Source organism: Vibrio tubiashii ATCC 19109 (assembly GCF_000772105.1).
GTDB lineage: Bacteria > Pseudomonadota > Gammaproteobacteria > Enterobacterales > Vibrionaceae > Vibrio > Vibrio tubiashii.
Genome location: NZ_CP009355.1, coordinates 408,991 through 434,585, shown reverse-complemented (window position 1 = coordinate 434,585; position 25,595 = coordinate 408,991). Strand labels below are relative to the sequence as shown.

Genomic DNA, 25,595 nt, shown 5'->3' with positions numbered 1-25,595 from the left:
TTAGGCGATAGATGCTTGTCTCTTTGCGAGAAGTCTAGGAGCAAAGACGACAAACATATTGGCAAGCACGATCAAAGTCAGTCCCATCACTTGTAAATAACTGTAGCTTTCTTCATAAAATAGCCACTGCCATATCGCGGTGAACAGCAAGTTAGTAAAGATCAGCGGAGCCAATTGCGACCCTGATTCTGCCAACTTGTATGCTTTGGAACGAAATACCTGCGTATTGATGATTAGGAATGAGACCCCTAGCATCGCAGCAAAAAGCAATTCTAGTTTAGTCCCTGACGTAGTGAGCATCTGTTCAGTCGTAAAGTAGCTAAAACCAACGTAAGGGGATAATACTATCGCCGCAAATAAAAACGTCCAGTAGTTGATTTCAAACGCGTTGAGTTCTGACTGACTAATGCGATATAAGCTAAGCTGCGAGCCCGCGTTGAATAGGCCGGACGCTAGTCCAACCAACAATTCTAGTCGTAGATTAATCCCTGAAACGTCTCCCGCGAGTAGAAGTACTCCCGTAAACGTCAGTACCAGCCCCCAAATTGAAATCCACTTTAGTTGAGTGTGAAATATTAATCTTTCTAACACAGGTAAGAATAATGGACCTGTGCCGAATAAAACCACACTTTCGACTAAACTTAAATGATTCAGCGAATAGATAAAGCAAACTTGGCATGCGGCGATGCATAAGGCGCGAATCCAAATCGCCTGACACAATGTGCCTGTGGGTCGCGTATAGAGCCTTCGTGTCATTGCGACAATAATGAGTGCAGGCACTATAAACCTTAGAAAACTAAGTAGGCTTGGTTCAAGATATTGACCTAAGAATTTTGAAAATAGTCCGGTTAGTGACAGACTAAAGGTTGAGGCCAACATAAATAAAACTGGGTACAACTGGTTCGACATAACTCCCTCCCTTAATCTAAAGTGTAGGGGCAACAAGCCGAAATAAATAACGAGTAATATTGACACCATTAGTAAGAAAAACTTACACATGAAACGTATCGTTCCCGCTCCAATAAAATCTCTTTATGCCTTCGTCGCCGTCGCAGAAACAGGCAGCATGACAGAGGCCGCATCAGCGCTATATGTCAGCCACTCTGCCATCAGCCAAGCGATCAAGTCTTTAGAAAAACACGTTGGGCAATCTCTGTTTAACCGTGTTGGGCGTCATGTGACTCTCAATGCCACTGGGCGCCAATACTACAAAAATATTGCCCCAGCTCTTGAGCAGATCACTCGTGCTACCCACCAGCTAATCGAAGACAAGCAATCTCATCGCTTAACGTTGAATATGGTCAACTCGCTGGCGATGCATTGGTGGATTCCGAGAGTTAACCAACTCAACCAGTACGCTCCAAATCTTGATGTGAGGATCTCTACCCTCATTGGGACATTTGTCATGGAAGATGAAGGGGTTGACGTCGCTGTGATACACGGTAATGTTGAAGACTGGCAGGATTACTACTGTGAAAAGCTCGCAGATGATGAACTGATCATGGTCGCGAGCCCAGAGTTAGCCGCTGACTATGATTGTCCCATAGCACTACTTAAAAAATACCCAGCAATCATTGCCGCTAACGACAGACGAAAACATGACTGGCAAGTGTGGTGCGAAGCGAACAATACTTCAATTCCCAATCCAGCAAACAACCTAAAGTTTGGCGCCTCTATCCAAGCAGTTCAGGCTGCCACCCGTCACCTTGGAGTATTTGTTACACACCGGATTTTTGTTCGTGATGACGTACAACAAGGCTACCTAGTCGAAATTGGTGAACCTGTATTGAATCCACACCAAGAGTTTTACTTCGCTTGCTTACCCGGAAAGTTGAAAAACGAGAACGTACTGCAACTTCGAAGCTGGATAAGACGCGAGTTCAGCGAAAATACGCGATTGGAACAATAGATTGTTTTGTTATAAATAGAGCTATCAATATGCTTTACTAAATCGACCAATCAATATGTGGCTAGCGTCAATAAACTACCGGATGGTCATTTTTGGAATTCAAGACAGTGAGTTATATATGCGTCAAAATTCATTACGTTAACTTTTTAGCCACGAAGTATGCACAAAAGCACATATAAGCTATTGAAGTCGTTAAATTCTTTATAATTATTGGCCCGTTCAGACTTTTATTTATCTTCTAAACTTTGCTTGAGGGGATACATTTATCGAAAGGTGGACTATGCCACAAATGGCGGGGCAACAAATAGAAGAGATGGCGGATATTCGCGCAACGAGAAAACGTAAGATTGTCTTGCTATGCTCGTCAGTGTGCCTAGCCATTATTTTCACCTTCTGCTTAGTTCGGTTTATTGAACAAAACTACTTTTTCGCCTCAATTAACTTTTTTACCTCTATCGTTCTAACACTCAATATTCTCTATCTAGTCAAACACTCAACACCTAAATTTAGCGATCTAATACTTAGCGGCGTTCTTCTATTTCATGGTGTGATCTTGCTTGTTTATGGGCACAGTGTGCCAGATCGCTTGCTCTGGTTGTATCCGATTACCGCAATCATCATCTTTGCCAACGAGTTTAAAACTGGTGTAGCACTCAGTACTGGCTTTTTCCTCGTCATTTTGTCGTCAGTACTTTTTTCTGATTCCATATCCTACATGGTTAGAGGTTCGCAAAGCATCTTTCTTTTTAGCCTGTTTGCTCTTTACTTGCTCTGTAACATCTCCGCGTATCAATACTCAAAAGTCATGAGTTATGTGCAATCTTTGTATAAGGAAGGAATAGAAGATCTTGCTTACATAGATCAGCTTACTGGTCTTGCTAATCGTTGGAGTTTTGAAAACTGGGCACTCGGTAAGCTAGAAGAGAAGAAAGATAGTGACGCTGTGACAGCGATGGTTTTTCTCGATATCGATAACTTTAAGTTCATCAATGATAACTATGGTCACGATGTCGGTGACCGAGTTCTACAACATTTTGCAAGGCGATTGAAAAATAACATTCGCAACAAGGATCGCAATACCGATAAACATGATTATTCCATCGCTCGCTTCGCGGGAGATGAGTTTGTTTTGCTGCTTTATGACGTCAAGTCAAAGCAAGATCTCGAAGGTATTCTTAATCGAATTTGCAACTTATTTTCGCATAGCTATCAAGCGTCAGAACGAATCAACGAACTCACTGTCAGCGTAGGAGTCGCCCTTTATCCAGACGACGCCGAAACGCTCTCAGAACTGACTCGATGCGCTGATAAAGCCATGTATGCCGCTAAACACAGTGGAAAAAACCAATATCGTTTTTATCGAGTAGAAAGCCAACTAGAGCAAGGACACGATCAAAATAAAGAAGAGACGCTAGCAAGCGTCACTTCATTAAAGCGAGGTTAGCGGCTCATATACATTAGCCATAACGACACAGCCATTGCGACTAGCATCCATGCAGCGTAACGAACCGTGTTACGTTTTTCACGCTTAGGTGTCACTATTGGTTTGAATGCAGTTTCTTTCGCAGCCCTTGCAACAGCAGACATAGTGCCTCTTTCCACTTCTTCTTTACGTCGCTCACGGGCTTTCTGTGCCACTTTACCAAAACGATGTAACTGATCTGCGGTTAACTCCTGCTTAGGGTCGTATCGACTATGGGAGTCAGTGTGTTTTGGAACAACAGCCATAAGCACCTCCTCTCTTTTGACCGCCTTTTATCTAAGTATAGCCAAGACTTACAATAACAATTCTGATAATAACTGTTGAAATCTTCGGCATTTCCGAAATGCCAATCAAGGAATCACTCCCCAAAAAGGCTTACCTTATGCACAGCAAACCTTATGCCACTTTTTAAACACTTACCTAAGTGTTTGATTAACTAATATTTTCTAGCCTTTCACTTTTTGAAAGTCCTTTCTCTTTGTCAAATCGATAATCAAAATAGGAAAACTTAACGCTATTGGCTTAACTAAACCAAGATTTCATCTTATCGACAAAAGACGTGTTCTTGCTCCATATCCAATAAATCCCCTCTTCAAGCTCGCTCGCGGTCATTTTCTTGGGCAAGTAAACGGCATGGCTCCCATCATATTTAGACCAGTCTTTAGTTAAAATTCTTCCCTCTTGGTCCAGTTTTTTAAACGTTTCCGAACCAGGGAAAGGAATCATGTAGTGCGGGATCACCTTGTCGACTTTTATCTCTTTTACAAACTGTTGAGTTTGCTCAAAGATTGATGTGTCGTGCTCGTCAAATCCGAATAGGAAGTCTCCCCACACTTCAATACCATACTGCCTTATCTTGTTGATGTACTCCTTCATTTTGTCTGGTTTTACAAATCCTTTTTTCTGCGCTTTCAAAGCCGCTTCCGATGGTGTTTCTATTCCAAGCAGGACCGCTTTAAAGCCCGCTTTTTTGGCCGCTGAGAGTAGCTCTTCGTCACGTGCAATCAAAACCGTTGTCTCACCATAAAAACTCATTTTCAGTGGCGCAATAGCTTCGAATAGTTGAATAGCAAACTCTCGATTATGAGTGAGATTATCTGAATGTAGCTCGACCCATTCAATCCCAAGCGACTTTAGGTGCTTTAACTCATCAACAATATGACTAATCGGCCTTGTCTCGAACTTGTTAAAGAACCTAGGGACTAGGCAAAAATTACACTTAAACGGACATCCACGCGTCACCAATACTGACCATGTGTAGTGGTAAGTCGAAGGCGAAATGATATCTGTTGGGTAAGAGTTAAGCTGGCTAAGGTCAACCTGTTCCTTGCTTTCATACTTAGGTTTCAACTTACCAAGTTCGGCGTGATTGAGTAATTCCAGCCAATAGTTTTCAACCTCGCCAATGATAATCGCATCTGCATGGTCGGCTGCTTCGTCTTGATTGAACTTGGTATGTAATCCACCCAGTACCACCAGCTTACCTTTCGCTCGGTAGTTTTTTGCCAGCTCATACGCTCTATATGCATCTGGTGTAGACATAAATATCACTATCAACTGCGCATCTGTCTTCAAGTCTGCCTTCATACCGATGGTTTCATCCACCATATCTAAGCTATACCAATTAGGCGTTGCAGCTGCCGCTGCAAATATGTTTTGCGGCGGGCCGCCAGTCTCCGCTTTATATTTGGAATAGTCACTGCCTGAAGACGCTTTGATTAGATAAACCTTCATGTCACACCTCTTGATGGTTAAAGTGCATAGATAAACTGGAAGATGCGGTCGTCCATATAGAAGTAGAGCGCGCCCATAAAAAACCAACTCAAAATGATGATGGCAAAAAGTATCGGGTTGTCGCTCAGTTTGACTCGCTCGACAAAGTAAGCCTCTTTGTTTCGCAAATTCTCAACACCCCAAAAGCAACAAAAGGCACCCCAAATAACAAACAGGTTGAACTTCAAGGCAATGATGGCAAGCAAAAGCGCTACCATTGTTTTCCATTTTGTTGGAACCGCTAGCTGAATATCGAATCGCACCGTGTTACCTTTGAATATCGCTCTCTCAAGCGGCAAAGGTAGCAAAGCGCTGGTTAACATTGGGTTACCAAGTGTTTTTGACGAGAAGAACTGTCAGGCATAAAAAAACCACGCCGCTGCGTGGTTTTGTCAGTTGTTAAAGCGATGATGATTACTCACTCAAGTACTCACATAAGTACGCGGTGGATTCTTTCACTTGCAGATCAAAGGATGAATCGCCAGCAACGTTAAAAGACTCGCCTGCGCCATAAGTCACCCACTCTTGAGCACCGGCTAGTTTGACGGTCAATGTGCCTTTCACTACGGTCATTTTTTCCGGCGCTGCTGTACCAAATGTGTACTCACCAGCAGCCATAACGCCAACACTGGAGTCGCCATCTTGCTGGGTAAAACCGAGTGACTGTACATTACCTTCAAAGTAACTGTTTACCTTGATCATTTATCTCTCCTTGAGCTTAACTACTTTCCATCAAAACGTTTGTTTTATCGAATTTTTTTAAATCAGGCAACTATATTTATACCAATCGGGATAAATAGGTGATCAGATAATTGCGCAGGAAAAATCGCTTAGAGCAAGGCATAGATTGCAGCTAGCTATTTGATCTACCTACACCATTCTTTGCAAACATAGCTATAACGAAGCTATCAGCGATTTTAACTAGCAAGAATGACCAGATATTTATTCTGGTTGGTATGAGTTACTCAATGATAAAACCGCTCTCTTAACGCCTTGTCAACCATGATTTCAACGAAGACTATAGTTCGTTAATTAACTTGAAGTCAGCTAAAATAAAGTGAAGGGCACTATGACTTGTTCCGTATTTTTGGGCTGGAGTTCAAAGTTCTCTGTGCGGTTATTGCGCTGAGTTTTAATCTCCGACAATCTATGTGTCCGCAGTAAATTCACCCCTATGACGAAGACAGCAGGTTGAAATGACTAAAAGTTCCGCTATCAGAACCGCCTTCGTGTTCATCTTCGTCACTCTGGCTATCGCGTTCAGTGCGCTGCTTTATTTTAGCTATCAAGATTATATCCATCCTAAACATGTTTACGGCAGGTGGATAGAAATCGGTGCACCGCCTTATCAGACTGAGGTGCTTACCTTGAATTCGCGCGGCGTCTATCGTAACGACCGATTAATAGCGACCCAATTTGATTTCGATGGCAAGCGCATTACCGTTCAGACAGGAGGTGGCGATTCCATCTATCAACTGGCGGGAACCTTCAAATCTCCTCAACTTAGGCGTTTAGAACCCAACAGCCCTACACAGCGTTTTATCAAAGAGGGCTATGAAAATACTATCGATATGTCAGGAGGAGGCTCCGCTAAAAATCGTCGCGCAGCGCTCTCTGATCATTTCGGCAATAAGTGAGAATCAACGCTCGTCTCTTTGTCGCACACTCCATTTCACGTTAGTCGGTTGATAACCTCTAGTTTGACTGTGATATAACACATATACTTGTGCCATACCGACCAAATTAGAATTGAAAAATGAACGAGTTACTCACGCAATTACCGCAACCACTCGCCAACATGCTCCAAACTTGGGATACCAATGTTTTGCTTATCACGTTGGCAAGTTTTCTGGTGTGGATCGTATGGCGCATCGTCTACAGCCGACTAGAGGTATTGGTTGGAAAAACCAGTTTTCATTGGGATGATCTAACGCTAGAAGCATTAAAGACCCCAGTAAGTGCATTGATATGGTGCTGGCCAGCAACTATCTCAGCAGGTTTTCTTCTCCAAGATTACATGGGTTCCAAGCTTAACTGGCTGAGTACTCTTAAGCTCATTTTAGTGATTGGTATTTTCGTTTGGATCACCATGCGTCTTATCAACAACATTGAAGAGTACGTACTAAAACAGAACAACAGAGACGAAACAACTGTACAGGCGGTTGCCAAAGTTGCGCGGTTGTTCTTTATCGTCATTGGCGCGCTAACTGTCATGCAGGCATTTGGTTTAAGCCTGTCTGGCCTACTTACGTTTGGTGGTGTCGGTGGTTTAATTGTTGGTCTCGCCGCCAAAGATCTGCTGTCTAACTTCTTCGGTGGAATGATGATCTACTTTGACCGACCATTTAAAGTTGGTGATTGGATTCGCTCTCCAGACAGACAGATAGAAGGAACGGTAGAACGCATCGGTTGGCGTATGACGATCATTCGAACCTTCGACAAGAGACCCATCTACGTTCCTAACTCTGTTTTCAGCAACATTGTCGTAGAAAACCCGTCTCGCATGCTCAACCGACGTATTAACGAGAACATTGGTATTCGATACAAAGATGGAGCAAAAGTCGAAATCATCGTATCAGATATTAAAAGCATGCTCGAAAACCACCCAGATATCGATACACAGCAAACCCTGATTGTTAACTTTAATGGTTTTGCTCCATCCTCTCTGACCCTAATGGTTTATACCTTTACAAAAACCGTTAACTGGATTCGCTACCACGAAGTGAAGCAAGATGTACTGCTCAAAATCTACCAGATCATTCAGCAGCATGATGCCGATATCGCCTTCCCGACTCAAACGATACAACTTGATCCTCACCGAGCCGGCGAAGAAGAGGTAATCACGCGCTAAACATTCGATAAGTAGCCCAGACTTGGGCTACTGCCATGCAACTTCGCGTTCTACGTTGTCTTCCATATGGGAGGCAACGTGGTAAAGCCAAATCATCCCTAAACAAGCGACAAAACAGAGCGCAAATAACCAAGTGGCACCAAACCATTCAATCATTACCCCACCAAGCAGCGGCCCTATCGCGAAACCTAGCGTGTATAGCGCGGTGGCGCCAAAATAAGAACCGCGTAAATGGTCAGGTGCAAGACGATCAATCTGTACATTGATGGTTGGGAAAGTGATCACTTCACCGACACTAATAATAAAGCAAGCGATAGCCCAACCAAGTGCGGAATCGTTTGGTGACACGATAAAGCCAACCTGCCCCATCGCTATCAGTACCATACCAATTCTAGTGCGACTAAACAGCGGCAGCTTCTCCATTAACTTAAGCAATGGGAACTGGAAAACAACTATCGTTGCAGTATTGACGACCATCAGCATAGCAATGAGTTTAGCGGCATCTTCAATACCACTACGTACAATCACTTGAGGCACTGATGATTCTAATTGAGCGTAGACAAACATCAGCAGCAAGTTAGCAAATAGGAGCAGAACAAATATTTTGTCTTGGCTAATCACTTTTAGGGTTTGCCTAAAGTTTGGTAGTACAGAAGACTCCTTGCCCTTATCCGCTTTGTGGATCTTTCTTTCAATACCAAACATAATCCAAAAGGCATAGACAAGATGGGTAATCCCTGTCACTAAAAATAAGCTTTGCGGATCTGACAATGCCAATGTAACGCCGATTAATGGCCCAACAGCACCACCTATGTTTAACAGGAAGTAGCGTGTGTTAAGCGCCAATTCTCGGTCTTTCAAATCAGCCAAGGAGTCACCGAGTACCGCTTTTGCTGGACCATCAATCATTGGATGCATCAAACCGGTCAGTAATACTAATAGATGGAAATGCCACATTTCTGTCGCTAGAGCGATACCACAGTAGGCAAAGAATGCAATAAAGCAGCCTGCAACCATCAGCCATTTTCGACCAAACTTATCGGATAAGTAGCCCGAGTAGAGACCTGTCGAAGATCCGATAAATGCAGACGCTGCTAGCATACCGCCGACTTCAATTGCCGAGGCGCCGTAGTCTTGATACAGGAATACAACTAAGAATGGCCAAGCCATAAAGAAGCTGGTTCGCGCGATAAGAACACCGATAAGGACAGTCCAGACGGGAAGGTTAAATCGCTTCACCCTTTCCCATTGAAACAAGCTTTGTTCTCTTTCCATACCACTCTCCTTAAACCAACTTGTTGCATAATTGTTATTTAGCCAGTATACAAATAATCAATAAAAACAAAAGGCTTTATAGAGCGAGTAGAGAGAAAGCCTGTAAATTGTAGGAAAAACCGCAAAAGGCATTTAAAAATAAATAGTTAAAGATTCTAGTTTCGATAGCTAAGAGTCATTTCTTCCAGTTGAACTTCTTGCTCAAACCACCAATATCTTGTGTTAATCTCGTTTTTGACATTAAGTATCTATCTCACTAAGATTAATTAAAATTATGAAGTAAACGATGGTGTATACTTTAAGCATCACCAATTATAAAGTAAGTGCCATCGTTTACTTGAAGTCTGTTGGGTACTTTTCATGGTAAAAAGAAGCGATATAAAACAAGAAGATATCATTAGATCTGCCTTCGAGGTTTTTTCTCAAAAAGGCTTCGAACAAGCAAGTATGGAGGGTATTTCCAAGCATGCTGGTGTATCTAAGCGCACGCTTTACAAATACTACCCAAACAAAGACGCTCTATTTGAAGTTATTGTGGATAAGCTTATGTGCCGCTTTGATGACCAATGTGAGGTGGCGTTTGAACCTTCTGTATCAATTGAAGAGCAATTAACCGAATTAACGTTGAAGCAGATGTGTTACATCAACAATGAGGATTACCAGATTACTGCAAGGCTTGTGATGGCCGAATGTATCCGCTGTCATGAAACCTCAAAGGTATTGGTGTCTAAGTTCGAGTCGGTTGGAGATTCATACGGCTTACAAACATGGGCTAAGCAAGGTATAAAAGCAGGCGCATTGGAAATATCCGATGTATCTATTGCCATAGAACAATATATTGGCAGCATTAAAGCGGTGATTTTCTGGCCACAATTAGTCGCTCATTTGCCTCCTCCAAGCTGCGAAGAAGTTCAGCAAGCCATCAAACACGCAGTCACGAGTTTTGTTGCAACCTACAAAGTGAAGTAGCTATATAAGTTGAAGCAACCATAAATTAAAACAACGCCCCTAATCAGGGGCGTTGTTGTATTCATCGCTAACTAAACGGTTCTAGTTGTTGTCATGAACCATAACATGCTGCAGTAGTGAAGAGACCATATCTTCATGAGACATGCCACTAAAGCCACTATCAAGCTGAGGCACAAGATTCTCAACCAATATACCTTGGTCTTGGGTTCCGTCTCCACCTGGGTGAACATGCAGTTCAACATTGTTACCATCGACTTTGACATTAAGATGCTCAAGCAACGTATCCATATCCAAAGAACCTGATTTCAGTTCAGGAAGCACCTCACGTAAATCGATCTTATCACCCTCACTGACACTGAAGTCTTTGATGGTATCAAGTGAACCATCGTCGATTTCACGCCAGACGAAAACATCCATTCCAGTGCCACCCACAAGAATATCAGAGCCCAGACCACCTTCTAAGGTATCGTTACCTTCGCCACCCATTAGTGTGTCGTCTCCCGCTCCACCGATGAGGGTATCATTGCCGGCTCCACCAACCAGTAAGTCATCGCCACTACCACCTGTTAGCGTACTATTCGAGCCACTGCCATCAAGGTGTACGGCTTCTGTTTGCGATGACTTGTTAATCTCTAACGCAGTGACGTTATCTACCACATTAAGGTCGATCGCGATATGGTTAACTGACTCTGCTCTATCTAGAGGTTGGCCATTGCCATCAAGCTCTTCCGACACAGCGGTAATATGCAAAGTATGGTCGCCTACGGTCGCCCCTTTCACCGTCAATGTGTCAATCGCATCCTGCGACACATGCCAGACTCCGTTTTCGAAAGAAACTGTACCGTTGGTGCTTTCCAACGTCGCACCTGGAGGCACATCTTTAACTTCTAAAGTGAGCGCTTCTGTGGTGTCGGTTAGTGCTGCCATAATACCCAGTACCGCAATACCGCTGGTGCTGGCACTTTGAGTCGCGGTAATGTTCTTGTTGAAAGCATATTTGCTGTCAAATGCCAGTGTTGGCGCATTTGCCACTGGATTAACCGTAATGTCATAGTGTTTAGGTTCTGCTTCCAATCGAAGACCTGACGGGTTCCAGCTATCTTTAGCAGTCACATCAAGCGCAATGGTATTTGAAGGCGCTAAACTCGCGTCAATAAACACCCCTGTCGTGCTTGTCGGCGTATCAAGTAGCGCATTAAGATCCGCTAGAGTTCCTGATAGCGTTAGTGTGCTGCTTCCTTCTCCAGTAGCCGTCACACCCGAGCCCGCAGGTAATACGATAGACAGCTTGCCGTAATCCACATTGAGTGTCACTGTCATCAAATCATTGGCAGACGCCCCAACATAGTCGATATCTGAAACATTGATTCCACTGAGCTGTTGGCTCGATGCTTCGTCTATTGATGAAGTGATGTCGTCAATATCCAGTACTGGTTTGTCGTTAACAGGAGTCACATCAAAGTTTATTTCCGCGCTTCCTGTCAGGTGATCCGGTTGACCATTGGTCGTGCCGTCATCTTTGACAACATAACTGATTTTCACTGGGCCATTGTAATCTTTAGCCGCTTCAAATACCCAGTTACCTCCTTGCTGAGTCAAAGTGCCTTGACCCTCAACTAGAGTAAGGCTTTCAACAGTAATGGTGTCACCTTCTTTGTCGAAGGTTCCATCAATAAGATCTTGTACGTTGATGGTTATACTGCCCTCTTCTGGCAGATCAGCTAAGTTGAAATCTTTCGGCTCTGGCGCATCGTTGACTTCTGTTACGTTGATCAAGAAGGTGGTTTGATTGGTCGATGATGTACTGCTATCGCCTGGGTCGATCGCGCCATTGTTGCCACCATCATCCACTATCGCGGTCACAGTCACAGGACCACCCGAGTTGATGTCATTACTGTCAGCATCTGGTTTAAAAATTACTTTACCCGCAGCGATCGCAGCGTTGATATCCGCCAATTTACCTGTCGCGATAAGACTGCCATCAGCAGCAAGAGTAAAGTTAACATTCGCATCATTAACAAACTCAAGCGTACCTTTATCGACTTGCAAAGTGAGCGTGTAAGTCGCATCGGGATCATCGTAAGTGGCATCAACATCAGCAATAGACAACTGATTGATTGCTAAACCACCAGCAACATCTTCCGACGTATCTAGGTTTACAACGTTCACGAAAGTAGGTTGATCATTGATTGGGTCAACAACTAAATCGACATCAAACTCAGACTTCGGTCCTAATGCGCCATTGTCGTTCGACTGCACAGCAATATGTATCGGCGCATCAATACCTAAAGCATTGCCTGTATCGCTGTTGTGCTCGCCTGAGTTAAACACGATCTTGTCGAGCTGCTGCGCCGAGATATCGAGCGTCCATACCTTAGTCGCCGGATCGTAACTCGCGAGTGTCGTCCCATCTGGGTAGAAGATCTTCGCATCTTGAGGAACATTGGTCACTTCCACACGAATCGTTTCTGGCGCGTTCTCGGTGTATGTACCGCTTCCTGTCGCGGACATCGCTTTATCAATCACAGAAGCGTTAATAGCAATATCGATATTCTGACCTTCAGAGCCCGTTGCTGAATCTGTAGGGTCAGTATCGACAATATCACCAACAGGGTTAACCGTAAGCTTGAAGTTAGGCAGGTTTTTCGCTGCGGTAGGTACACCAAGTAACGATTCCTGAGTAAAGACCGCCACGCCAAACTCAGCACTACCACTAAAGTGCTTAGGTGGTTGAACCGATATCGCACTTAGATCCAATGAGTCTGTTGAACCTGCAGGCACTTTAACGCTCCACTCACCATTGCCGTTATTTTTCACGGTATAGCCGCTAGATGGATCAGCGATAAGCAAGAAACCATCTGGCACATCAGTGAACTTAATCGACACAAAGGATTCTGAGCCATCAGTATCAGTCAGCTCTATGGAGACTGCACCGGAGTTGCCAAGTGAAATGGCTTCGTCTTCATTGCCCGTTACCTCGATGGTTTGGCTAGGATCAGAACCTGGTCCTGTCACCTTCACATCATCCACAACTGGCGCCACTTCAAAGCTAACACTAGTAGTGAAACTATCTGAATGGCTAGAGGATGTAGTGGTACCCAGCTCGTTAAATGTCGCAGTATCCGTAACTGTACCGGTTACATTGATCGTGACTTTATTGTCATCGTTACCCGTTGGGTAGTTCGCTTTCGGCCTAAACAAGATATTGTCTAGCGCGCCTGCGTCGATCTGAGCCTGAGTAAAGGTTACCGATGGCCCTAAACTTTTCCCGGCTTGGTCATAAAACTCACCAATCGTTGTGTCCGCTAAAGTTAGCGTCACAGAAGAGAGCACTTCTTTACCACCTTCAACGCCCGTCACTTTATCAGCGATGTCATAACCAAGATCGAGTTGAATGTAACTATCTTCGTAGCCAACTTTATCCGGCCCACCTTGACCATCTTGATCAATCGGGTCCATTGAGTCATCCAGTGAGCCTTTCACCTCTAACGTGATCTCTGGTTCTGGATTTGCCCCATCTTTGACATCCGCGATAGGATCTACCTTAATGATGACTGACTCTGATTTCGAAATCTCATCACCCGTCGTATTGTCGGTTGTAATCACCGTCAGAGGCAGCCTGAAATCACCGGAATAATCTTTCGGTGGAATAAGGGTTAGCCCGTCCAATCCTTCTATCACGCCATCTTTGGTTAAGGTTGCCTTAAACACATATTGACCATTGGTAAAGTCTACATTCGAACCACCAATACCAATTGAGAAGGTCTTACCGTCAACAGTAACTGAGTTATCTATAACGATAGTGACGGTGTCTTCATGACCAACGACATTGTCATGAGAAATAACCGACATGACAGGTTTTAACTGTGTACCAAGGTCAATGCTGGTGTCTTCTGTTCCCGTGACTACACTGTTATCAACAATATCAATCACACCAGCTTTGTAATCAGTACCATCAACATGTTCTGGGAATGATAGAGTGACTTTTGTCTCGCGCTGCTCTGCGACGCTCTGCTTTGTGTCATCATCACCCTTGTCTACGACTTGAGCATAGATAGTCAGACCAATATCGTTAAATACATTTGGGTCACCTGTAGTCGCTGGTGTGTAATCTAAACCGTTTGGAGCCTTGATACTGAATGCATCTTCATCAGTAATCACCCAACGGCCATTACCTTCATAAACGGCGCCTTCAATAAAGAGCTGATCCATGATCTCCTGACGAGTATCGTCAAATTGTACGACGAGCTGAGTCACCACTTCATTCGGCTGTCCTACTGGTCCTGAGGCATCAGTTTCAAGGTAGCGAATAACAAACTCGCCAGACTGAGCGTCTTTGGCAGTATTAGTTGTAAACAGAATCGAACCGTCACTGTTTGCAACTACTTGGTTCGTAGCCGAGCCAACTTCGCTACCACCTTCATTTTCTACAATCAGCCTATTATTGGCATCTTCAGGCTCAACGACTGGATTCACCTTAACGGTGATGGTGCCATTGAGTGTTGCTTGTGCACGACCGACTTCATCGGTAGGTTGACCAATCGCATGCTCGTGATTAACCTCTTCTATCTCAATCGTCGTTTGCAGATCAAAGTTAGTACTTGAGTCCTTCGGAGGAGTTATCTGGATGAAGCCATTTTGCAGGGCTGCTTGAGTAAATGCCTCTGGAGATTGACCCGCACTTGGAACAACCTCAATACTACCATTGGTTACCGTTACGACTTGGCCATCAACATAAACCGTTGAGCCATCAGGAATACCGCTGATTTTAATCGACGTCACATGTTCATCAGTATCGGTATAGTCTTGGCCTACCTTAGGATGCCACTTAATGTCGATTGGGCTATCTTCATCACCCACAGAGGTATTCTTGTAGTTATCTGATGTATCGATAACCGGTTGAACTTTAACGCGAATCTCACGCTCAAAGCTCTTAGAGTGACCATCATTTTCCGTGACGATTATGGTCTCTTTGATATGGATATTTTCTGTAGAAGACGAAACCGGTCTAATCACAATACCTGAATTAGATCCTGCCCCTAGGTTGGTAATATTCGCTTCATAGATTGGCTGGCCATTTGAGTCATAACCCGTGAAGTTTAAGTTCACAGCATTGCCACTGGCGTCTTCTATCACCACACCATCTGGTATGTTGGACAAAAGAACCGTAATCGACTCAGAATTATCCGCCGGACGCTGGGCAAACTCTCCAGATTCCACCGAGAACTTAATCTCTGCTGAGCCATTCTCATCAATCGTTGTTTCTACACCTGAGGTGCTACCATCAGTAAACTCTTTCCAGTCAGCTGAGTTGCCCGTGTTGTTCTCAGGCGTATCTGCGACACCTTTAACCGCAACGTTAACGGTTTTGGTGCCCATAATCGCTTCATCAACATGAACAACATTACCCGATAGGTTGGCAGTATCCTTAACCACCCCCGTTACATCAAACTTGAAATCTATATTACTGTGCAGATCAGGAACCACTTCCACATTGCCAAGCTGGTCATAAGGAATTTCTTGATATGTTTCGCCATTGACCGTAACGGTAGTGATTTGACTTGAGCCTGAGCCAACCCAAACCAAACTTGCACCTTCCGTAATATCTGAGATACGAACATGCAGAGTCTCAGAACCATCAGTATCAACCGAAGGGTTCATTGTGATAACTTCGTTGAGCGTGAAAGGTTCATGGTTTGGTCCAGTTCCTGTGTAATCAGGATCAGCGATATTATCTTCGTTAATTTGGATACGGTTGACGCTAAAGCTACCCATATCGGCGTCTGGAGTGACATCTATAATGATTTCTTTAGGCTCTGAGCGTGCACTTTCCTTATCAAGGGTGCCATCGTTATACGGGTTAGATCGCTCAGTCGTAACCGCAGTTGCTTCAAATCGAATTTGACCCGAGTAGTTATCTGCTGGATTAACCTGAATACGGTTTATGTCTTGGGCCGAAATGGTATAGACACCGTTAACAGGCGTGATCGGGTCACCATTACGATCAAGCAACTCAAAGTGTCCTTCGCCGTCCGTGACTTTCAGCTCGTATGTGATCGTCTCTGGTCTACTCGTATCTTGAGTTTCCGCGCGAAGTTGTATGCGTACATTGTCTCCATCTTCTTCCACTTGGTATTGGTAAGTGCTACGACTATCGTTCCATGTAGCAATATCTGCCACACTTTCTACTTCAATCCTAAAGTTTGAATCGACGGTATGATCAGCCGTGCCGTTATTGTCGATTTGCAATTGATAGTTAATGCGAACGCCGCCGTTACCGGTTGAATAGTTACGATCAGGAACAAAATAGAGGTTATCGATTGTCGCTATCGTGTTGTTACCACTTTGCGTAAAGCTTTGCTGTAGCACGGTGCCATCAAAAATAATGTCGCCATTAGCGTCTGCCTTAAGCTCGTGGAGCACACCATTTTCTTCATAGTAGAAAGTGCCACGATGATTACCCGCTTTAATCGTCAATTGACCAATGTCTTCGGCGTTATCTCTATCGAAGAGATTAACAGACAAAGAGACCTTAGCAGGCTCATTTGGTAGACCTGCTTGGTTGTCTTGAGCGTTTTCCCAAGCCGGTTCATCACCGGATGCATAATTGATACTGCTGTCGCGACCTGCATCTTCGAAAGTCGTCACTTTAAGTGCGATAGGGCGAGCTTCACGGTCAGTAATCGTGATATCTAGAGGGGCAATAGAGGTATCATTGTCCCCATCTGTCGCGGTTACATTGACCTTGAAGTTAATCTCGTCACCATTGTGCTCAAGATAGTTAGTTGCTCGGAATTCAATCTCACCGTTTGAGTTAATTCGCAAAATACCTAACTGACGAGTATCAGTACCGCCATTGCCATCATCTGTTTGTTCGTAAACACGCACATTTTGGCGGCCATCGCGCAGATCGACTGAATCTAAGTAAGTGCCTCTTGGACCACCAAATACAATCTCTGCGCCATTCGCATCAGTTGTACCTTCAATCTTGGTAAGCGCAGCATTGTCCGCACCCTTATCTGTTTCATCAGCGAACATATCCACTTTGGAGCCACCAAAGTTTTGGCCTTCGATACGTGTGATTGACTGCCCCGTTAGCTGCGGAATGTCATCGGTCACTTGTATCGGCAGCGTAATGACGCCACTTTCATCGCCATCAAAGTCTGTTGCTTTGACTTTGAAATTGATGTCGAGGCTATTCTGACCATCACCATCTGGATGATCCAAAGGCTTAAGAAGATTAAAGGTATAGCTGTTATCTGCGGTATCAAACTTGATCGTGAACACAGGCACACCTGAGGTGGTTTGTGCCGTGTAGGTAAACACAGTTCCGCTATTTGTAACGGCCGCCCACTCTAAACTTTCACCACCAGATTCAAGCCCATTTAGCGTATTATCTGCATCCACAAGCTCATACTCAACGACACCATCAGCCCCTTCGTTTACAACGAAGTTGCCAGAGATTTGAGTATCCTGAGATTGATCCGAACCAATTCCAGTCAGATCGTCTTCGTCGACAACTTTCTCTCCCGTTGTGCCTGTTAATATTGGCTTGTCATCTTTCACTTCAATAGCAAGAGGAACCGATGGAGAAACGTCTCCGTCTCGGTCAATCGCCACAACATCAAACGGAACCATTAGTGAATCAGAGCCCGGTGCATGATCTAGGGCCTTAATTTGGGTGTAGGTGTAGCTACCATCGCTGTTCAGCTCTAAGGTGAAGACCAGCTCACCATTCGCCTTACCTTGATATATCGCGGGGTCAGAAGTCCCTGTCTGTTTAGTAATATCAACGTCAAAACCACCTGACTTAAGGCCATTCTCCGTCGTATTGATATTAACGAGTTCATACTTAACAACGGTGTCTGCACCTTCAGTAGTGATAAAGCTACCCGTTGCAGTTGCACTGCCCGGCGAAGACCCAGAGCTAGTATCATCTTCATTAACCGAGAAGGTACTGCCGATCTTGAAGCCATCAATAGTCGCGGTATCGTCGCCAATATTGACCTTCAGATTTACATTCGCTGAATTGTCGTTGTCTTGGTCCACCGCATACACAGGTACATTTACCGCCAGTGAATCCATGCCCTGCACACCATGGTCGACTTCTTGCGACAAGGTCACGGTGTACTTGCCTAAGTTGCTCTGGTCAAGGGTCACGTTGAGCACCTCAACCTTAACCCCATTCTGCGTAATGTAACCAGCGTACTGACCAGTGAACTCACCATTCGGGCCAGTAATCTCTTCCAGCACGACCTTTTGACCCGCAGACTCCAGCGTCGAAGTACGGTTGAACTCAGCTACATCGACTTTCATTGCCACCACAGTGTCACTGCCAGTGGTAAAGCTAATGTCTCCAGTCGCCGTCGTCACCGTATCGCCAACTTTGGAGCCATCGGTTAAGCCCGCTTCATACACATTGGCTTGAATGATATTGGTAATCACTGGGTCAGCACCATCTGTAATCGTCAGTTCGACGGTACTGGTTAGCTCATCACCGTCGTTGTCCTTCACTGTGACAACAATGGTGTGTTTAACCTCTTCACTCGCGGAGTGGTCGACATTGCTGTTAGGAATAAAGGAAATCTTACCGTCCGCAGACACCACCAACTTACCGTCGGTAACCGGGTACTCGCTTTGATTCTCGTTGAAGTTGATACTCTGACCGTCAAACGTCACCGTCGACACTTTACCTTGATCGGCACCCGCTTCAGTAATCACATCAATTTCGTTGCTCTGCGCCGATTGACCTACCGTTGGCTCAACCACGCTGATTGAGCCATCAGTGACGACTTGGATGTCATCACCAATATTGACCTTCAGATTCACATTCGCTGAATTGTCGTTATCTTGGTCCACCGCATACACTGGCACATTCACCGCCAGTGAATCCATGCCTTGTGCACCATGGTCGACTTCTTGCGACAAGGTCACGGTGTACTTGCCTAAGTTGCTCTGGTCGAGGGTCACGTTGAGCACCTCAACCTTAACCCCATTCTGCGTAATGTAACCAGCGTACTGACCAGTGAACTCACCATTCGGGCCGGTGACTTCTTCTAGCACGACCTTTTGACCTGCTGACTCTAGCGTCGAAGTACGGTTGAACTCAGCCACATCGACTTTCATTGCCACCACAGTGTCACTGCCAGTGGTAAAGCTAATGTCTCCAGTCGCCGTCGTCACCGTATCACCGACTTTGGAGCCATCGGTTAAGCCCGCTTCATACACATTGGCTTGGTCAATGGTGTTAATGACTGGGTCAGCACCATCTTTAATCGTCAGGTCGACGGTACTGGTTAGCTCATCACCGTCGTTGTCCTTCACGGTCACAACAATGGTATGTTTAATCTCTTCACTCGCGGAGTGGTCAACGTTGCTGTTAGGAATAAAGGAAATCTTACCGTCCGAAGACACCACCAACTTACCATCGGTAACCGGGTATTCATTTTGATTTTCGTTGAAGTTGATACTCTGACCGTCAAACGTCACCGTCGACACTTTACCTTGGTCGGCACCCGCTTCGGTAATCACATCAATCTCGTTGCTTTGCGCCGATTGGCCAATCGTTGGCTCAACCACGCTGATTGAGCCATCAGTGACGACTTGGATGTCATCACCAATATTGACCTTCAGATTCACATTCGCTGAATTGTCGTTATCTTGGTCCACCGCATACACTGGCACATTCACCGCCAGTGAATCCATGCCTTGTGCACCATGGTCGACTTCTTGCGACAAGGTCACGGTGTACTTGCCTAAGTTGCTCTGATCGAGGGTCACTTTCAGCACCTCAACCTTAACCCCATTCTGCGTGATGTAACCGGCGTACTGACCGGTGAACTCGCCATTCGGACCAGTGATTTCTTCTAGTACGACCTTTTGACCGCCAGACTCTAGCGTCGAAGTGCGATTGAATTCAGCCACATCGACCTTCATCGCCACCACGGTGTCACTACCAGTGGTAAAGCTAATGTCTCCGGTCGCTGTCGTCACCGTATCACCGACTTTGGAGCCATCCGTTAAGCCCGCTTCATACACATTAGCTTGATCAATGGTATTAATGACTGGATCAGCACCGTCTTTAATCGTCAGGTCAACGGTACTGGTTAGCTCGTCACCATCACTGTCCTTCACGGTTACAACAATGGTGTGTTTAACCTCATCACTGCCTGAATGGTCAACATTGCTGTTAGGAATAAAGGAAATCTTGCCGTCTGCAGACACCACTAACTTACCGTCGGTAACAGGGTATTCGCTTTGATTCTCGTTGAAGTTGATGCTCTGACCGTCAAACGTCACCGTCGACACTTTACCTTGGTCGGCACCCGCTTCGGTAATCACATCAATCTCGTTGCTTTGCGCCGATTGGCCAATCGTTGGCTCAACCACGCTGATTGAGCCATCAGTGACGACTTGGATGTCATCACCAATATTGACCTTCAGATTCACATTCGCTGAATTGTCGTTATCTTGGTCCACCGCATACACTGGCACATTCACCGCCAGTGAATCCATGCCTTGTGCACCATGGTCGACTTCTTGCGACAAGGTCACGGTGTACTTGCCTAAGTTGCTCTGATCGAGGGTCACTTTCAGCACCTCAACCTTAACCCCATTCTGCGTGATGTAACCGGCGTACTGACCGGTGAACTCGCCATTCGGACCAGTGATTTCTTCTAGTACGACCTTTTGACCGCCAGACTCTAGCGTCGAAGTGCGATTGAATTCAGCCACATCGACCTTCATCGCCACCACGGTGTCACTACCAGTGGTAAAGCTAATGTCTCCGGTCGCTGTCGTCACCGTATCACCGACTTTGGAGCCATCCGTTAAGCCCGCTTCATACACATTAGCTTGATCAATGGTATTAATGACTGGATCAGCACCGTCTTTAATCGTCAGGTCAACGGTACTGGTTAGCTCGTCACCATCACTGTCCTTCACGGTTACAACAATGGTGTGTTTAACCTCATCACTGCCTGAATGGTCAACATTGCTGTTAGGGATAAAGGAAATCTTACCGTCTGCAGACACCACTAACTTACCGTCGGTAACTGTGTATTCGGTCTGATTTTCGTTGAAATTGATGCTCTGACCGTCAAACGTCACCGTCGACACTTTACCTTGGTCTGCACCGGCTTCGGTAATGACATCAATCTCGTTGCTTTGCGCCGATTGACCAATCGTTGGCTCCGTAACACTCAGGCTACCATCGGTGACAACTTGGATGTCATCACCAATATTGACCTTCAAATTCACATTCGCTGAATTGTCATTGTCTTTGTCCACCGCGTAGACAGGCACATTTACCGCCAGTGAATCCATGCCTTGTGCACCATGGTCGACTTCTTGCGACAAGGTCACTGTGTACTTGCCTAAGTTGCTCTGGTCGAGGGTCACTTTCATCACCTCAACCTTAACCCCATTCTGCGTAATGTAACCAGCATACTGACCGGTGAACTCACCATTCGGACCGGTGATTTCTTCTAGTACTACCTTTTGTCCTGCTGACTCTAGCGTAGAAGTGCGATTGAACTCAGCCACATCGACTTTCATCGCCACTACAGTGTCACTACCAGTGGTAAAGCTAATGTCTCCAGTCGCTGTCGTCACCGTATCGCCAACTTTGGAGCCATCCGTTAAGCCCGCTTCATACACATTAGCTTGAGTGATGTTGGTAATGACTGGATCAGCACCATCTTTAATCGTCAGGTCGACGGTACTGGTTAGCTCGTCACCATCACTGTCCTTCACGGTTACAACAATGGTGTGTTTAATCTCATCACTGCCTGAATGGTCAACATTGCTGTTAGGAATAAAGGAAATCTTACCGTCCGCAGACACCACCAACTTACCGTCGGTAACTAGGTATTCGCTTTGATTTTCGTTGAAGTTGATACTTTGACCATCAAACGTCACCGTTGACACTTTACCTTGGTCAGCACCCGCTTCGGTAATGACATCAATCTCATTGCTTTGCGCCGATTGACCGACCGTTGGCTCAGTAACACTCAGGCTACCATCGGTGACAACTTGGATATCATCACCAATATTGACCTTCAGATTTACACTCGCTGAATTGTCGTTGTCTTTGTCTACCGCATACACTGGCACATTCACCGCCAGTGAATCCATGCCCTGCGCACCATGGTCGACTTCTTGCGACAAGGTTACTGTGTACTTGCCTAAGTTGCTCTGGTCGAGGGTCACTTTCATCACCTCAACCTTAACTCCATTCTGCGTGATGTAACCGGCGTACTGACCGGTGAACTCACCATTCGGGCCGGTGATTTCTTCTAGTACGACCTTTTGCCCCGCAGACTCTAGCGTCGAAGTACGATTGAACTCAGCCACATCGACTTTCATCGCCACCACAGTGTCACTGCCAGTGGTAAAGCTAATGTCTCCAGTCGCTGTCGTCACCGTATCGCCGACTTTGGAGCCATCCGTTAAGCCCGCTTCATACACATTGGCTTGAGTGATGTCGGTAATGACTGGGTCAGCACCATCTTTAATCGTTAACTCGACGTTGCTTGTGAGCGTATCGCCGTCTTTGTCTGTCACCGTGACAACAATGGTGTGTTTAATCTCATCACTGCCTGAATGGTCAACATTGCTGTTAGGAATAAAGGAAATCTTACCGTCCGCAGACACCACCAACTTACCGTCGGTAACTAGGTATTCGCTTTGATTTTCGTTGAAGTTGATACTTTGACCATCAAACGTCACCGTTGACACTTTACCTTGGTCAGCACCCGCTTCGGTAATGACATCAATCTCATTGCTTTGCGCCGATTGACCGACCGTTGGCTCAGTAACACTCAGGCTACCATCGGTGACAACTTGGATATCATCACCAATATTGACCTTCAGATTTACACTCGCTGAATTGTCGTTGTCTTTGTCTACCGCATACACTGGCACATTCACCGCCAGTGAATCCATGCCCTGCGCACCATGGTCGACTTCTTGCGACAAGGTTACTGTGTACTTGCCTAAGTTGCTCTGGTCGAGGGTCACTTTCAGTACCTCAACCTTAACTCCATTCTGCGTGATGTAACCGGCGTACTGACCGGTGAACTCACCATTCGGGCCGGTGATTTCTTCTAGTACGACCTTTTGCCCCGCAGACTCTAGCGTCGAAGTACGATTGAACTCAGCCACATCGACTTTCATCGCCACCACAGTGTCACTGCCAGTGGTAAAGCTAATGTCTCCAGTCGCTGTCGTCACCGTATCGCCGACTTTGGAGCCATCCGTTAAGCCCGCTTCATACACATTGGCTTGAGTGATGTCGGTAATGACTGGGTCAGCACCATCTTTAATCGTTAACTCGACGTTGCTTGTGAGCGTATCGCCGTCTTTGTCTGTCACCGTGACAACAATGGTGTGTTTAACCTCATCACTGCCTGAATGGTCGACATTGCTGTTAGGAATAAAGGAAATCTTGCCGTCCGCAGACACCACTAACTTACCGTCAGTCACTGGGTATTCGCTTTGATTCTCGTTGAAGTTGATACTCTGACCGTCAAACGTCACCGTCGATACTTTACCTTGATCAGCACCCGCTTCGGTAATGACATCAATCTCGTTGCTTTGCGCCGACTGACCAATCGTTGGCTCAGTAACACTCAAGCTACCATCGGTAACAACTTGGATATCATCGCCCACATTCACCACTAAGTTCGAACGCACAGACTGATCGTTGTCCGCATCCGTAGCAAATACTGGAAGAGAAATAGAAAGTGAATCCTGCCCTTGTAGTGGATGGTCTATTTCTTCAAGCAGTTCAATCGAATAGCCAGCATTAAAGGTTGGTGAAGTATCAGTTCCAGCTTTAACGACATCATTAAGCGTCACGCGAAGTACATCGACTCGATTTCCACCTAGTGTAATAAAACCAACATATACGCCTGGCTGGCCTGCAACCGCTTCTAATACAACAGTTTGACCTTGCGAAGTAATTGGTGATGTTTGCTGAGAGGAATTGAAGTCATCGACATCAATCTGTACTTGAGTGACATCATCACTTCCCGCAGCAAAAGTGATGGTTCCGCTTGCTGTAGTACTTGTATCGCCAACTTTTGAACCATCGTCCAATCCCGCTTCATACACATTGGCTTCGGTGATATTGGCAACACTAGGATCGGTACCATCCCCAATGGTTACCTGAGCATCAATCGGAGCTTGGATTGAGTTTCCACCCGTATCCGTACCCGTTATTTCAAAGGAAACGGTAATTTGATCACCAGTGAAGGCGACTTGGCCGCCGCCAACAGAAGGTGTGTGATCAATTGGCTGTAAGATTGTTGTGGTTAGCTCTAAACCGACATCTCTACCAACGCTGGTTGCATCAATATCTATAGTGAGGACAGGATTGCCATCACCATCTACACCCGTAATTGTGTTAGTCGTAGCGTTATAGGTAAACGTAACTGACTCACCATTAGACGTAATATCGGAGTTTAGTTCACTTAACAGTGAGGCCAAAGAAAGTGGTTCTGGCACAAAAGAGGTAGGATCGAGAGACAGATCAGCGGCAAATATGGTCACTGAGCTCGTCACTGACTGTGGGTAAGTACCGCCAGAGAGAGAACCTTCAGTTAAAGCCTCACTAATGCTTTGCCCACCATCGGCGAAGATAATAGGTCTGATTTCATCATCGACCTGCTCGGTAGAGTCTGTAGAAAAACCGGACGTTTCAAAGAAAGTACTCGCCAGAACTTCAGTACCGTTGTACTCGATAGTTACAAAACCACCGTTTGCTGAGCCTGCGGCACCTGCACCTGCCGCCGTTGCTTCAAGCAATTCTGTAGGGTCAGCGCCTGCCAAGATAGCATCTTGAATGGCCGCTAATTCGTCTTCGCTGATCGCACCTTCGCCCAATTGCGCCAAGTCGAAGTTCACTTCTCCGGCAACCGGGGCAACTCCCCACCCGCCCAGGTCATCTTCTGTCGCGAGGGTATTCGCATCAAGATTAATAGCAGCCTCAGAGGACTCCATCAAAATGGTCGAATGGTTGGCTGTAATAACGATTTCACCACTAGGAATGGTATCGCCTACAACGACTTTCTTAGCACTTCCATCTGGTTTGACAGCAACAACATCACCAGAAACTTCTTTTACTATCGCGGCTTGGCGTAATACTTCTACGTCCATAAGGTCTCCTAATCACACTCCTGCAGGCTGAGCAAGAAGCTAGAAACGTTTTGTTATAGTTTTTGTCAGAATATGCGCACAAAATATCAAATATAGCTCGCATTTCCAGCATTTTATATTCGACATAAATATCAATAAGCAAGATATAAGTATAGGTTACATAAGGGATTTCGCAG

Annotated in this window: 12 protein-coding genes; 5 read left to right on the top strand and 7 right to left on the bottom strand. The window is 45.4% G+C overall.

All coding sequences use genetic code 11. The annotated features are described in order from the left end of the window. Positions 1 to 909, bottom strand: coding sequence for a DMT family transporter (locus IX91_RS17045; protein ID WP_038197555.1), 909 nt, complete (start codon positions 907 to 909; stop codon positions 1 to 3). Positions 910 to 997: 88 nt separating this feature from the next. Between IX91_RS17045 and IX91_RS17040 the strand changes: the two genes are divergently transcribed. Further along, entirely contained in the window at positions 998 to 1,909 is a 912-nt protein-coding gene (locus IX91_RS17040; RefSeq protein WP_004743981.1) for a LysR substrate-binding domain-containing protein, read from the top strand. Between the two features lie 280 nt (positions 1,910 to 2,189). After that, entirely contained in the window at positions 2,190 to 3,353 is a 1,164-nt protein-coding gene (locus tag IX91_RS17035) for a GGDEF domain-containing protein (RefSeq protein ID WP_004743980.1), read from the top strand. Here IX91_RS17035 and IX91_RS17030 read toward each other — a convergent pair. From IX91_RS17030 to ppnP, 4 genes are all read right to left on the bottom strand, one after another. Continuing rightward, entirely contained in the window at positions 3,350 to 3,637 is a 288-nt protein-coding gene (locus IX91_RS17030) for a hypothetical protein (RefSeq protein WP_004743979.1), read from the bottom strand. The genes IX91_RS17035 and IX91_RS17030 overlap by 4 nt on opposite strands. A gap of 277 nt (positions 3,638 to 3,914) precedes the next feature. Next, positions 3,915 to 5,126, bottom strand: a complete 1,212-nt coding sequence (locus IX91_RS17025; protein ID WP_004749448.1) for a B12-binding domain-containing radical SAM protein — start codon at positions 5,124 to 5,126, stop codon at positions 3,915 to 3,917. Positions 5,127 to 5,143: 17 nt separating this feature from the next. Next, the gene (locus IX91_RS17020; protein ID WP_004749447.1) at positions 5,144 to 5,488 is read right to left on the bottom strand and encodes a hypothetical protein; all 345 of its coding nucleotides are present in this window, start codon (positions 5,486 to 5,488) and stop codon (positions 5,144 to 5,146) included. 91 nt (positions 5,489 to 5,579) lie between these two features. Then, on the bottom strand, positions 5,580 to 5,867 hold the full coding sequence (gene ppnP / locus IX91_RS17015) for a pyrimidine/purine nucleoside phosphorylase (RefSeq protein ID WP_004749045.1): 288 nt from the start codon (positions 5,865 to 5,867) through the stop codon (positions 5,580 to 5,582). A 494-nt stretch (positions 5,868 to 6,361) separates the two neighbouring features. Between ppnP and IX91_RS17010 the strand changes: the two genes are divergently transcribed. Together IX91_RS17010 and IX91_RS17005 are read left to right on the top strand one after the other, a co-directional pair. Continuing rightward, complete coding sequence (locus IX91_RS17010; protein ID WP_004749046.1) at positions 6,362 to 6,802, top strand: DUF2850 domain-containing protein; 441 nt, start codon at positions 6,362 to 6,364, stop codon at positions 6,800 to 6,802. A gap of 119 nt (positions 6,803 to 6,921) precedes the next feature. Continuing rightward, positions 6,922 to 8,016, top strand: a complete 1,095-nt coding sequence (locus tag IX91_RS17005) for a mechanosensitive ion channel family protein (protein WP_004749047.1) — start codon at positions 6,922 to 6,924, stop codon at positions 8,014 to 8,016. A gap of 27 nt (positions 8,017 to 8,043) precedes the next feature. Here the strand turns inward: IX91_RS17005 and IX91_RS17000 are convergent, their stop codons facing one another. Then, on the bottom strand, positions 8,044 to 9,291 hold the full coding sequence (locus IX91_RS17000; RefSeq protein WP_004749048.1) for an MDR family MFS transporter: 1,248 nt from the start codon (positions 9,289 to 9,291) through the stop codon (positions 8,044 to 8,046). 360 nt (positions 9,292 to 9,651) lie between these two features. On the opposite strand from IX91_RS17000, the gene IX91_RS16995 reads away from it, so the two are divergent. Further along, positions 9,652 to 10,260, top strand: coding sequence for a TetR/AcrR family transcriptional regulator (locus tag IX91_RS16995; RefSeq protein WP_004749049.1), 609 nt, complete (start codon positions 9,652 to 9,654; stop codon positions 10,258 to 10,260). A gap of 81 nt (positions 10,261 to 10,341) precedes the next feature. Here the strand turns inward: IX91_RS16995 and IX91_RS16990 are convergent, their stop codons facing one another. Then, positions 10,342 to 25,419: a retention module-containing protein gene (locus IX91_RS16990; protein ID WP_041944756.1), complete on the bottom strand. Its 15,078-nt coding sequence runs from the start codon at positions 25,417 to 25,419 to the stop codon at positions 10,342 to 10,344. Positions 25,420 to 25,595: the final 176 nt, after the last annotated feature.